The sequence below is a fragment of the Winslowiella iniecta genome (assembly GCF_001267535.1).
Classification (GTDB): domain Bacteria; phylum Pseudomonadota; class Gammaproteobacteria; order Enterobacterales; family Enterobacteriaceae; genus Erwinia; species Erwinia iniecta.
Genome location: NZ_JRXE01000013.1, coordinates 25,867 through 38,374, shown reverse-complemented (window position 1 = coordinate 38,374; position 12,508 = coordinate 25,867). Strand labels below are relative to the sequence as shown.

13 protein-coding genes and 1 pseudogene are annotated in these 12,508 nt (G+C 51.8%); 12 read left to right on the top strand and 2 right to left on the bottom strand.

Annotation, left to right across the window (positions count from 1 at the left end):
• From ampG to NG42_RS10555, 7 genes and pseudogenes are all read left to right on the top strand, one after another.
• A pseudogene (ampG, locus tag NG42_RS23495) lies at positions 1-329 on the top strand (muropeptide MFS transporter AmpG); the annotation flags it as partial.
• Positions 330-784: 455 nt separating this feature from the next.
• Positions 785-1,711, top strand: a complete 927-nt coding sequence (gene cyoA / locus NG42_RS10580) for a cytochrome o ubiquinol oxidase subunit II (RefSeq protein ID WP_052899269.1) — start codon at positions 785-787, stop codon at positions 1,709-1,711.
• 4 nt (positions 1,712-1,715) lie between these two features.
• Complete coding sequence (gene cyoB, locus NG42_RS10575) at positions 1,716-3,698, top strand: cytochrome o ubiquinol oxidase subunit I (RefSeq protein ID WP_052899268.1); 1,983 nt, start codon at positions 1,716-1,718, stop codon at positions 3,696-3,698.
• On the top strand, positions 3,698-4,312 hold the full coding sequence (locus tag NG42_RS10570; protein ID WP_052899267.1) for a cytochrome o ubiquinol oxidase subunit III: 615 nt from the start codon (positions 3,698-3,700) through the stop codon (positions 4,310-4,312). The genes cyoB and NG42_RS10570 overlap by 1 nt, the downstream gene beginning before the upstream one ends.
• Positions 4,312-4,641, top strand: coding sequence for a cytochrome o ubiquinol oxidase subunit IV (locus NG42_RS10565; protein WP_052899266.1), 330 nt, complete (start codon positions 4,312-4,314; stop codon positions 4,639-4,641). The genes NG42_RS10570 and NG42_RS10565 overlap by 1 nt, the downstream gene beginning before the upstream one ends.
• Positions 4,642-4,654: 13 nt before the next feature.
• The gene (gene cyoE, locus NG42_RS10560) at positions 4,655-5,542 is read left to right on the top strand and encodes a heme o synthase (protein WP_052899265.1); all 888 of its coding nucleotides are present in this window, start codon (positions 4,655-4,657) and stop codon (positions 5,540-5,542) included.
• A gap of 185 nt (positions 5,543-5,727) precedes the next feature.
• Positions 5,728-7,092 (top strand): MFS transporter, encoded by a 1,365-nt coding sequence (locus NG42_RS10555; protein WP_052899264.1) that lies wholly within the window; start codon positions 5,728-5,730, stop codon positions 7,090-7,092.
• A 34-nt stretch (positions 7,093-7,126) separates the two neighbouring features.
• Here the strand turns inward: NG42_RS10555 and NG42_RS10550 are convergent, their stop codons facing one another.
• The gene (locus NG42_RS10550; RefSeq protein WP_052899263.1) at positions 7,127-7,618 is read right to left on the bottom strand and encodes a YajQ family cyclic di-GMP-binding protein; all 492 of its coding nucleotides are present in this window, start codon (positions 7,616-7,618) and stop codon (positions 7,127-7,129) included.
• A gap of 135 nt (positions 7,619-7,753) precedes the next feature.
• Here NG42_RS10550 and panE point away from each other — a divergent pair, with 135 nt between their 5' ends.
• Positions 7,754-8,674, top strand: coding sequence for a 2-dehydropantoate 2-reductase (gene panE / locus NG42_RS10545; protein ID WP_052899262.1), 921 nt, complete (start codon positions 7,754-7,756; stop codon positions 8,672-8,674).
• The gene (gene yajL / locus NG42_RS10540) at positions 8,628-9,233 is read left to right on the top strand and encodes a protein deglycase YajL (protein WP_052899261.1); all 606 of its coding nucleotides are present in this window, start codon (positions 8,628-8,630) and stop codon (positions 9,231-9,233) included. The genes panE and yajL overlap by 47 nt, the downstream gene beginning before the upstream one ends.
• 47 nt (positions 9,234-9,280) lie before the next feature.
• Here the strand turns inward: yajL and thiI are convergent, their stop codons facing one another.
• Positions 9,281-10,729 (bottom strand): tRNA uracil 4-sulfurtransferase ThiI, encoded by a 1,449-nt coding sequence (thiI, locus tag NG42_RS10535; RefSeq protein ID WP_052899260.1) that lies wholly within the window; start codon positions 10,727-10,729, stop codon positions 9,281-9,283.
• A 233-nt stretch (positions 10,730-10,962) separates the two neighbouring features.
• Between thiI and xseB the strand changes: the two genes are divergently transcribed.
• The 3 genes from xseB to NG42_RS10520 form a co-directional block, all read left to right on the top strand.
• Positions 10,963-11,205, top strand: coding sequence for an exodeoxyribonuclease VII small subunit (xseB, locus tag NG42_RS10530; protein WP_052899259.1), 243 nt, complete (start codon positions 10,963-10,965; stop codon positions 11,203-11,205).
• A gap of 3 nt (positions 11,206-11,208) precedes the next feature.
• Positions 11,209-12,108: a (2E,6E)-farnesyl diphosphate synthase gene (gene ispA / locus NG42_RS10525; RefSeq protein WP_052899386.1), complete on the top strand. Its 900-nt coding sequence runs from the start codon at positions 11,209-11,211 to the stop codon at positions 12,106-12,108.
• Positions 12,109-12,127: 19 nt separating this feature from the next.
• On the top strand, positions 12,128-12,508 hold a 381-nt coding region (locus NG42_RS10520; RefSeq protein WP_052899258.1), incomplete at its 3' end, for a 1-deoxy-D-xylulose-5-phosphate synthase N-terminal domain-containing protein.

Sequence of the window (12,508 nt, the reverse complement as noted above, 5' to 3'; positions counted from 1 at the left end):
CGTTTTACGCCTTTTCAGTGATCGCCGCACTCCCTGGTCTATTGCTGCTGGCCGGTTGCAAACGCACGCTGGAATATACTCAGGCCACCGAAAGCTTTATGCCGCGCACCGAGTTTCGCAACGGCTATCGCTGGGCGCTGCGCACGCTGAGCGCTGGCTGCGTGGTGCTGGCGGGCTGGTTACTGTTGTTAGCAATCGATGCATTCGGATGGGTGATCAGCGGCAGCTTGCTGACTTCGCTGTTTGAACTGGGTATGGCGCTGGCGCTGAGCGGTATTGTTATCGGTTCGCTGCTGGACTATCTGGCGCTGCGTAAAGCGCCGCAGTAACCCCTCCGGCCTGTTGCCCTACGCAGGCCGCTCAATTATCCCTCGCTGCACAATTTGCAAGGTGCAAATCACTTACCTCATTCTGGTTAATTTTAAAAAAAAGATGCCAGCAGGTAAGTTATTTTTTGTACTATATTAAAAACCGGTGCGTAATTAATTTTGTATATTTAATATCTCGCAAATGATGCAGAGTTGTTAAATACTTGGATCGCAAATTCGTTGTTTATGCCACCACGGTTTTTTCCTCAGAAAAAATAAGCCAATTCTGTTATATTAGCGCCAACTCATTGTGGCCGTTAATATTTTGTCATGGTGAGTAACATATGTGACACCCTTGGCAAAAGGTGTCAACACCGGCCTGACACAATCTTAAGCTGGTTTACAGTGCCGAAACCTTGCCGTAAAATGCCGCCACACTTAAACGACAATAGAGCCCTTGTCATTGAGGTCGTTAAATGAGACTCATGAAATACAATAAAAGTTTGGGGATTTTGTCATTAATTGCAGGCACTTTATTGCTAAGTGGCTGTGATAGTGCATTGTTGAATCCCAAAGGACAGATTGCATTGGAGCAACGTTCGCTGATACTGACCGCCTTCGGTCTGATGTTGATCGTCGTTATTCCAGCAGTCTTAATGGCCGTGGTGTTCGCCTGGAAATATCGGGAATCCAACACCAAAGCAAAATACAGCCCTAACTGGTCACACTCGAATAAAGTGGAAGCCGTCGTCTGGACTGTACCTGTCCTGATCATCGTGTTCCTTGGTATTCTGACGTGGAAATCAACCCACGCGCTGGAACCAAGCAAGCCGCTGGTCTCTGATGTTAAGCCTATCGAAATTGATGTGGTGGCGCTGGACTGGAAATGGCTGTTTATCTACCCTGAACAGGGTATTGCAACCGTTAACCAGATCGCGTTCCCGGCTAACACGCCAGTGAACTTTAAGATCACTTCCAATTCCGTGATGAACTCCTTCTTCATTCCTACCCTCGGTAGCCAGATTTACGCTATGGCGGGTATGCAGACTAAACTGCACTTGATTGCGAATGAACCCGGCACGTTTGACGGTATCTCTTCCAACTTTAGTGGTAAAGGCTTCTCTGGCATGAAGTTTAAAGCCATCGCAACCGCTGACAATGCTGCCTTCGAGCAGTGGGTCGCCAAAGCGAAGCAGTCGCCGAACACTTTGACCACGATGGATGATTTCGAAAAAATCGCTGCCCCTAGCGAGAATCACCCAGTTGAGTTCTTCTCCACCGCAGACCCTGAATTGTTCAAGCAAGTCATTGGCAAATTCAAGATGAGCCACGGGAAGATGGACATGTCTGAACATGAAGGCATGGACATGAGCGAAGCCTCTCACGCTGGAGCCGAGGAATAAAACGATGTTGGGAAAATTAACACTGGATGCAGTGCCGTTACACGAGCCAATTATCGTGATTACGGTTGCCGCCATCATTCTTGGTGGTCTGGCACTTGCTGCTGCATTAACTTACTTCGGTAAGTGGAAATATCTGTGGACCGAGTGGCTGACTTCCGTCGACCATAAACGCCTCGGTATCATGTATATCATTATGGCTTTCGTGATGTTGCTGCGCGGCTTTGCCGATGCGGTGATGATGCGTAGCCAGCAGGTGCTTGCCTCCGCAGGGGAAGCCGGCTTCTTGCCACCGCATCACTACGACCAGATCTTTACCGCCCACGGCGTTATTATGATCTTCTTCGTGGCGATGCCGTTTGTTGTCGGTCTGATGAACATCGCTGTTCCTCTGCAGATTGGCGCTCGCGACGTGGCCTTCCCGTTCCTGAACAACCTCAGCTTCTGGTTTACTGCTGTCGGTGTGGTTCTGGTTAACCTGTCACTGGGTGTGGGCGAATTCGCGCAGACCGGCTGGCTGGCATATCCACCACTCTCCGGTGCGGAGTACAGTCCGGGCGTCGGGGTAGATTACTGGATATGGAGTCTGCAGTTGTCCGGTATCGGTACGACATTAACCGGGATTAACTTCTTCGTTACTATCCTGAAAATGCGCGCACCGGGCATGACCATGTTCAAGATGCCAGTCTTTACCTGGGCATCTCTGTGTACCAACGTGCTGATTATCGCTTCTTTCCCGGTGTTGACCGTAACACTGGCGTTGCTGACCCTGGATCGCTATCTGGGCTTCCATTTCTTTACCAATGATATGGGCGGCAACATGATGATGTACGTCAACCTGATTTGGGTTTGGGGTCATCCGGAAGTGTATATCCTGGTTCTGCCGGTCTTCGGTGTGTTCTCCGAAGTGGTGGCAACCTTCTCTAAAAAGCGTCTGTTTGGTTACACCTCACTGGTGTGGGCAACGGTAGTGATTACCATTCTGTCCTTCATCGTGTGGCTGCACCACTTCTTCACCATGGGTGCAGGTGCGAACGTTAACGCCTTCTTCGGTATTATGACGATGATTATCGCCATCCCGACCGGTGTTAAAATCTTTAACTGGCTGTTCACCATGTACCAGGGCCGCATCGTGATGCACTCTGCCATGCTGTGGACTGTTGGCTTCCTGGTCACCTTCTCTGTGGGTGGTATGACCGGTGTTCTGCTGGCGGTTCCAGGTGCTGACTTCGTGCTGCACAACAGTCTGTTCCTGATTGCACACTTCCATAACGTAATTATCGGTGGTGTGGTGTTCGGTTGTTTTGCTGGTGTGACTTACTGGTTCCCGAAAGCCTTCGGCTTCACCCTGAACGAAACCTGGGGTAAACGCGCTTTCTGGTTCTGGATTATCGGCTTCTTTACTGCCTTTATGCCGCTGTACGTGCTTGGCTTTATGGGTATGACCCGTCGTCTGAGCCAGGACATCGATCCTCAGTTCCACCCAATGCTGGTTGTTGCAGCCTTCGGTGCGGCACTGATTGCATGTGGCGTTATTTGTCAGGCGATCCAGTTCTACGTCTCTGTTCGTGACCGTGAACTGAACCGTGATGTGACTGGTGACCCGTGGGGCGGCCGTACGCTGGAGTGGGCAACCTCTTCTCCACCGCCGTTCTACAACTTTGCCGTGATTCCGGAAATTCATGAACGTGATGCTTTCTGGGAAATCAAAGAGAAAGGTGAAGCATACAAGCAGCCTGCTCATTACGAAGAAATCCACATGCCGAAAAACAGCGGCGCGGGTGTCGTAATTGGCTTCTTCAGCCTGATCTTTGGTTTTGCTGCAATCTGGCACATCTGGTGGTTAGTCGGTCTGTCATTCCTCGGTATGATCCTGAGCTGGGTGATTAAGAGCTTTGACGAAGACGTGGACTACTACGTACCGGTTGCAGAAGTCGAGAAAATCGAGAATCAGCACTTTGACGAAATTACCAAAGCAGGCCTGAAATAATGTCAACTGAAACTCTGAATAAACACCACGACGCCCATGCGGAGCATGGGCATCACGATGCAGGAGCCAATAAAGTCTTTGGCTTCTGGATCTACCTGATGAGTGACTGCATTATCTTCGCAACCCTGTTTGCGACCTATGCAGTGATGGTCAACAGCACCGCTGGCGGCCCGTCTGGTAAAGATATTTTTGAACTGCCGTTTGTACTGGTAGAAACCGCACTGCTGTTACTCAGCTCCATTACCTATGGTTTTGCTGTAATCAGCATGAACAAAGGCAGTAAAGCGGCCGTTAACGGCTGGCTGGCTCTGACCTTCCTGTTCGGTGTGGGCTTTATCGGTATGGAGATTTACGAGTTCCATCACCTGATCGCTGAAGGCTTTGGTCCACAGCGTAGCGGATTCCTGTCTGCCTTCTTTACCTTAGTCGGCACGCACGGTCTGCACGTGACCTCTGGTCTGATCTGGATGCTGGTACTGATGTATCAGATCTCCCGTCGCGGCCTGAACGCGACCAACCGCACCCGTATCATGTGTCTGAGCATGTTCTGGCACTTCCTTGATGTGGTATGGATCTGCGTATTCACCGTTGTCTATCTGATGGGGGCCATGTAATGAGTCATTCTGCAAACGAACATGGTGCATCTCATGGTAGCGTGAAGTCATATATGATCGGCTTTGTTCTGTCGATCATTCTGACCGGTATCCCATTCTGGATGGTTATGGATGGCGGTGCTTCTCACGGTACTATCCTGGGTGTGGTTCTGGTTTGTGCGGTCGTTCAGGTGCTGGTGCATCTGGCCTACTTCCTGCACCTGAATACCTCTTCGGATGAAGGTTGGAATATGGTTGCTATTGTGTTCGCAGCAATCATTATCCTGATCGTTGTTGTTGGCTCGATATGGATCATGTGGAACCTCAACTACAACATGATGGTTCACTAAAGAGTCGCCTGTGATGATTAAGCAATACCTGCAAGTAACGAAACCAGGAATTATTTTCGGAAATTTAATTTCTGTCATCGGGGGATTCCTGTTGGCCTCAAAGGGCAACATCGATTATTCCCTGTTTCTCACCACCTTAGTCGGTGTCTCTCTGGTGGTCGCATCAGGTTGTGTTTACAACAACTTTATCGACCGCGATATCGACAAAAAAATGGAGAGAACGAAAAACCGAGTGATGGTCAAAGGACTTATCTCTCCGACAGTAATCCTGGTTTATGCAACCGTTCTGGGTATTGCTGGCTTTGCGTTGCTGTACCTTGGCGCTAATCCGCTGGCCATGTGGCTGGCGGTGATGGGCTTCGTGGTTTACGTTGGCGTATACAGTCTGTATATGAAGCGTAAATCCGTATACGGCACGTTAGTTGGTAGCCTTTCCGGCGCAGCGCCGCCGGTTATCGGCTACTGTGCGGTGACCAATGAGTTTGATGCCGGAGCGTTGATCCTGCTGGCTATCTTTAGCCTGTGGCAGATGCCGCACTCCTATGCGATTGCCATCTTCCGCTTTAAAGATTACCAGGCAGCTAACATTCCGGTATTGCCGGTCGTAAAAGGCATTTCCGTGGCAAAACACCATATCACGGTGTATATCATCGCATTTATGGTTGCCACGCTGATGCTGACCCTGAGCGGTTACGCTGGCTACAAATATCTGGTGGTTGCGGCAGCGGTAAGCGTATGGTGGCTGGGAATGGCACTGAAAGGTTACAACACCTCAAACGATCGCGTTTGGGCTCGTAAGCTGTTTGTCTTCTCCATCGTCGCTATCACCTCACTGAGCGTGATGATGTCAGTGGACTTTATGGCTCCGGCCTCAAAGGATCTGCTGACTTACGTCTGGTAACGGCAAAGCACATCACTAAGGGCGCGTTTATCGCGCCCTTTCTTTTTGTTACCACTGCTTAAACACTAATGTTTTACCCGCCCTACCCTATTATTTAAAATGACCCAACGAACAAAGATGCTATTCCATCAGGTTATTTGACTGACCAATAGTGCCTGGTGGAATAGACTCTAATTGAGGTTTTAATGAACGATAATAAAATGACTCCAGTCGAGCTACGTGCGACCTGGGGCTTAGGGACCGTTTTTTCCCTGCGCATGCTGGGAATGTTTATGGTATTACCGGTTCTGACCACTTATGGCATGGCATTGCAGGGAGCCAGCGAAGCGCTGATCGGGCTGGCGATTGGTATTTACGGGTTGGCGCAGGCTATTTTTCAGATTCCGTTTGGCCTGCTCTCTGACCGTATTGGCCGTAAGCCGCTGATTGTTGGCGGGCTGTTAGTCTTTGTGCTGGGCAGCGTGATCGCCGCCTGCACCACCTCCATCTGGGGGGTGATCCTTGGCCGTGCCTTACAAGGCTCCGGTGCTATTGCGGCAGCGGTGATGGCGCTGCTCTCCGATTTAACCCGCGAACAGAACCGCACCAAAGCGATGGCGTTTATTGGTATCAGCTTTGGTATCACTTTTGCCATTGCAATGGTGGTTGGCCCGATTGTTACCCACGCGCTGGGGCTGCATGCACTGTTCTGGATGATTGCGATTCTGGCCACGCTGGGCATTGTTATCACCCTGCTGGTGGTGCCCTCCTCTGCTCATCATGTGCTGAACCGTGAATCGGGCATGGTCAAAGCCAGCATTCGTGAAGTGCTGGCGAATCCACGCCTGTTAAGACTTAATTTTGGCATTCTTTGCCTGCACATTCTGTTGATGTCGAGTTTTGTCGCGCTGCCCGGTCAGTTTGAGCAGGCCGGTTTCCCGCCGGAGCAACACTGGAAAGTCTATCTGGTCACCATGTTGATTGCCTTTGCCGCCGTGATCCCGTTTATTATTTATGCCGAAGTGAAACGCCGCATGAAGCGGGTATTTGTCGGCTGCGTGGCGCTGATTCTGATAGCCGAGATTATTCTGTGGGGGGCCGGTAACCACTTCTGGACCTTAGTGTTTGGCGTGCAGCTGTTTTTCCTTGCCTTCAATCTGATGGAAGCGATTTTGCCGTCACTGATCAGTAAAGAGTCCCCTCCGGGCTATAAAGGAACGGCGATGGGGGTTTACTCCACCAGCCAGTTTATCGGCGTGGCAATTGGCGGTAGCCTTGGCGGCTGGATTTTTGGCAACGTTGATGCGCAAAGCGTTTTCCTGCTCGGTGCGGTACTGGCAACAGTATGGTTGTTTGTCAGCTTCGCGATGAAGGAACCGCCTTACGTCAGTAGCTTGCGTATTACGCTGAATGACGCTCAAGGCAGCTTCGAAAAAGTGGAACAGCGTCTGAAAGCGCAGCCTGGCGTCGCGGCGGTGTTTATTGTGCCGGAAGAGAAAAGTGCTTACGTGAAAATTGACAGTAAGGTGACGAATCGTCTGGAGTTAGAGGCGCTGGTAGCCTCGGCATAGTCGGTTTTGGGCGGCGAGAACGCCGCCCCTACCATTAGTCGCGGAAGTTTTTAAACTGGAACGGCTGTCCCAGGTTGCCATTGCGCACTAACGCCATTGCACTTTGCAAATCATCACGCGACTTGCCGTTAACCCGCACTTCCTCACCCTGAATCTGCGACTGCACTTTGATTTTGCTGTCTTTGATCAGTTTAACGATTTTCTTCGCCATATCGGTCTCGATGCCCTGTTTCATTTTGGCTTCGACGCTCCAGGCTTTACCGCTGTGTTCAATCTCCTCGGCCACATCCAGTGAGGCACCGTCGATGCCGCGCTTCAGCAGCTTCTCACGCAGGATATCAACCAGCTGTTTTACCTGGAAATCCGACTCACTGATCACTTTAATCGATTCGTTTTTCTCATTCAGCTCAAAGCTGGCGTTAACATTACGAAAATCAAAGCGGGTGGACACCTCACGGTTGGCATTTTCCACCGCATTGCGTACTTCTTGCATGTCGATTTCAGAGACGATATCGAAAGATGGCATGATTTATTCTCCAGATTCTAAAGTGACATGCATAATACTCGGTTGTCAGGTTCAAATAAAACCACCAGCACAGAAAGCTATAATTAAAACTGTGCCGACTGAGGTGCAGTAAAAACCCGCACGCGGGGAGGAATGATGAAAATTACCGTTCTGGGTTGCGGTGCGTTGGGGCAGATTTGGTTGTCCGCCCTCAATAAGCAGGGACATGAAGTACAGGGATGGCTGAGAGTCCCGCAGCCCTACTGCTCTGTGAACGTTATCGACCTTGAAGGAAACGCCGTCAATAAGACCTGGATTGCCAATGACCCGCAGTTTCTGGCGCAAACCGAGCTGTTACTGGTGACGTTAAAGGCGTGGCAAGTCTCCGAGGCCTTACGTAATTTGCAAGCGCAGCTGCCTGCGGCCTGCCCGATTCTACTGCTGCACAACGGCATGGGGACGCTGGACGAGCTGAAGGATCTGCCGCAGCCGATTCTGCAGGGCATCACGACCCATGCCGCTAAGCGTGATGGCACCGTGATTATTCATGTCGCCAGTGGCGTGACCCATATCGGCCCCGGCACGCCGGAAAGTGCCGGGCTGAGCGAACTGGCGGAAGTCCTGCACCAGGCGCTGCCGGACGTCGCCTGGCATAATAATATGGCGTCAGCCAGCTGGCAGAAGCTGGCGGCTAACTGCGTGATAAACCCATTGACGGTGGTGTGGGACTGCCGTAACGGCGAGCTGCTGGCACACCGCGACCAGATTGCGCGCCTGTGCGGAGAAATTGCTACGGTAATGGAGCGTGAAGGTCAGCATACATCGCGTGACAGCCTGATGGATTATGTCTTCGCGGTGATCGAAAGCACTGCCGAGAATACCTCGTCGATGTTGCAGGATATCCGCGCCGAGCGCCGCACAGAAATTGAATATATTACCGGCTACCTGTTACGCCGCGCACGCGCCCAGGGTATCACCACGCCGGAAAACAGCCGTCTGTATGAATTGATTAAGCGAAAGGAACAAGATTATGAGCGCGAACGCATCGGTGCTGGTTTGCCTGGCACATGGAACTGAAGAAACTGAAGCGGTCACTACCATCGACTTACTGGTACGGGGCGGCCTGAGCGTCATCACCGCCAGCGTCGAAAGCAATGGTGAGCGCGAAATTGTCTGCTCACGCGGCGTGCGCCTGCTGGCCGATGCGCCATTAGTGGAAGTGGCAGATAACGACTTTGCGGCCATTGTGCTGCCTGGTGGCCTTAAAGGAGCGGAAACGTTTCGCGATAGCCCGCTGTTGGTAGAAAGCGTCCGTCAGTTTCATCTTTCTGGCCGCATTGTTGCTGCCATCTGTGCCGCCGCCGGTACGGTTTTGATTCCTCATGACCTGTTTCCGGTCGGTAATATGACGGGCTATCCGGGCTTAAAAGAGACCATTCCTGAAGGCAAATGGATGGATCGGCGCGTCGTGTGGGACCCACGGGTTAATTTACTGACCAGTCAGGGACCGGGTACCGCGATGGATTTTGCGTTGAAGCTGATCGACCTGTTGGTCGGCAAAGAGAAGGCGCATGAAGTAGCATCGCAGCTGGTATTAGCCGCCGGGATTTTTGATTATCGCGAGTGGGTGGAATAACGCAGTCATTAACAACGGGCGGCGCACGCAAACGCCGCCCGTCAGAGCTATGGCCGATAAACCTTCACGTTTTTAAAGCCTTGCTCGTGCAGATACAACGCCTGTAAACGGCTCATCACGCCACGATCGCAGTACAACAGCCAGGTTTTACTCTGATCGAGGTCGCCGAACTGGCTGCTGAGCTTGTAAAACGGCAGGGATTTCACTTCCACGCCATCAATTTCCAGCGGCTTGTCGTCTTGCTCATCGATCGAACGGATATCCAGCACCACATCATTAGCGGTGAAAGAGGCGACGGTTTCAACTTCCACCACCTCTTCCTGCGTTTGACTGGCGATTTCGCGGATATCAACATTGGTCGCTTCCTGCACCACTCGGTCAAGAATATCGAAATCGAAGTTCTGCTCTTCCGCTTCGATCTTCGCCTTCACCGCTTTCACCGTCGGGCTTTTCGAAATCACACCGCAATATTCCGGCATGGTACGGGCAAAATCTTCGGTGCCGATGTGACGCGCCAGATTAATAATGTGCTCTTTGTCATGGGAAATCAGCGGACGCAGAATCAGGGTATCACTGGCATTATCGATTAAACGCAGGTTCGTCAGCGTCTGGCTGGAAACCTGACCCAGTGCTTCACCGGTGACCAATGCCTGCACGCCATAGCGCTCAGCAACGCGTGAAGCCGCACGAACCATCATACGCTTCAGCACCACGCCCATTTGACCGTCATCCACTTTTTCCAGGATCTCACCAACCACCGGTTCAAAGTTGATAGCGACAAAACGTACCCGGTGCGAACTGCCAAAACGGTTCCACAGGTAATGTGCCACCTGACGTACGCCGATTTCATGCGCCGCACCGCCGAGGTTAAAGAAGCAGTAATGCACGCGGCAGCCACGGCGCATCAGCATATAGCTGGACACGCCGGAGTCGAAACCACCGGAGATCAGCGACAGCACATCTTCCTGAGTGCCGATCGGGAAACCACCAATACCTTCATAGCGGCCGGTGACCAGCAGCAGGCGATCATTTTCAATCTCCAGATTGACCGTCACCTGCGGCTGATTCAGTTTCACCTGCGCAGTCGCGACATGCTGATTCAGACCGCCACCCACATAGCGTTCGACATCCTGTGAGCTAAACTCATGCTTACCACGACGTTTAACGCGCACGCAGAAGGTTTTGCCTTCAATACGCTCACGGTTCAGCTCCAGCGTCTGCTCGAAGATATCGTGAACATCGGTATACGCGCGGTCTTCCACCGCCAGAACGTGATGAATACCGGGAATACGCGTCAGCAGATCAACAAGGGTGGCACGCAGCTCTTCGTTTTTAGAGCGAACTTCAATATGATCCCAGTGGCGGACAACGGCCAGGGAATCATCGTGGTGCTTGAGAACGTTACGAATATTCCCCGTTAAAATTTTGATAAAGCGCAAGCGCACAGATTGGCTCTTGATTGTGATTTCGGGGAACAATTTAATGATAAACTTCATGGCGGCACAGGTTCGTTAGGCAATTAAGGGCTGAAAAGCACAGCACTTAGCTGTTAAAATCAATGTATTGCAAAGTAGCCTGAGCCCTTTGCATCCGAGGCGCGAAAGTATACCACCTTTGACTGGCGACTGCTTCAGCAACCGCCGCCCATATCATTATTTTGCTAATTATTTCCAGTCGGCTACCATAGCCGCTAGCAAGATGATGACAAACCACTGAGCCGATACGTATTATGCCGAAAAAAGCCGAACAGCCCGCCAGCTTTGAAACCTCACTTCAGCAGCTTGAACAGATTGTTACTCGTCTGGAAAGTGGCGATCTGCCGCTGGAAGAGGCGCTGAACGAATTTGAGCGTGGCGTACAGCTGGCGCGTACAGGTCAGCAAAAACTGCAGCAGGCCGAGCAGCGCGTCCAGATTTTACTGAGTGATGATAAAGATGCAGAACTCTCTCCTTTCACCCCGGACAGTGAGTGAATGATGGATTTCGCCAGGTTACTTCACGCCTATCACGAGCGCGTTAATGGCGCACTGAGCCGTATGATAGCGCCACTGCCTTTTCAGAGTTCTCCTCTGGTGAATGCCATGGAATATGGGGCATTATTGGGGGGTAAAAGATTACGTCCGTTTCTGGTTTACGCCACCGGCGAGATGTTAAAAGCTGACCCGGCCAGCCTTGATGCGCCAGCGGCAGCGGTAGAATGTATTCACGCATACTCCCTGATTCACGATGATTTACCGGCAATGGATAACGACAGCCTGCGCCGTGGTCAACCCACCTGCCATATTAAATTCGGTGAAGAGACAGCGATTCTGGCGGGCGATGCCCTGCAAACGCTGGCGTTTTCGATCCTCGCGGATCAACCGATGCCGGGCGTCAGCGCCGGGGATCGTATTGCGATGATCTCGGAACTGGCACAAGCCAGCGGCGTGGCTGGCATGTGCGGCGGTCAGGCACTCGACCTGGCAGCCGAAGGTAAACAGATAGATTTAATCGCGCTGGAGCAGATCCATCGCCATAAAACCGGCGCACTGATTCGCGCCGCAGTACGTTTAGGCGCATTAACCGCCGGTGAACGTGGACGTGAAGCGCTGCCTGCGCTCGATCGCTATGCCAACGCCGTTGGTTTAGCGTTTCAGGTGCAGGACGATATTCTGGATGTGGTCGGAGACACCGCAGTACTGGGTAAACGCCAGGGTGCCGATCAGGATTTAGGTAAAAGTACCTATCCGGCATTAATGGGGCTGGAAAATGCCCGCACAAAAGCCTGGGACCTCTATCAGGAGTCGCTCAGCGCTCTGGAAACGCTTGCTGCGCAATCTTTTAATACAACGTCATTACAAGCGTTAGCAAGTTTCATAATTGAACGCGATAAATAACTGCCACGATGAGTCTCTGATGAGTTTTGATATTGCAAAATACCCGACATTAGCTCTGGCAAGTTCGGTGCAAGAGTTACGTTTGTTACCGAAAGAGAGCCTGCCAAAGCTGTGCGATGAGCTGCGACAATATTTGCTCGACAGCGTAAGCCGCTCGAGCGGACATTTTGCTTCCGGCCTTGGCGTGGTAGAGCTGACGGTGGCATTGCACTATGTCTATAACACACCGTTCGATCACCTGGTGTGGGACGTTGGCCATCAGGCTTACCCGCACAAAATCCTGACCGGACGTCGTGACCGTATCGGCACTATCCGGCAGAAAAATGGCTTGCACCCTTTCCCGTGGCGCGAAGAAAGTGAGTTCGACGTACTGTGCGTCGGCCACTCTTCGACGTCGATC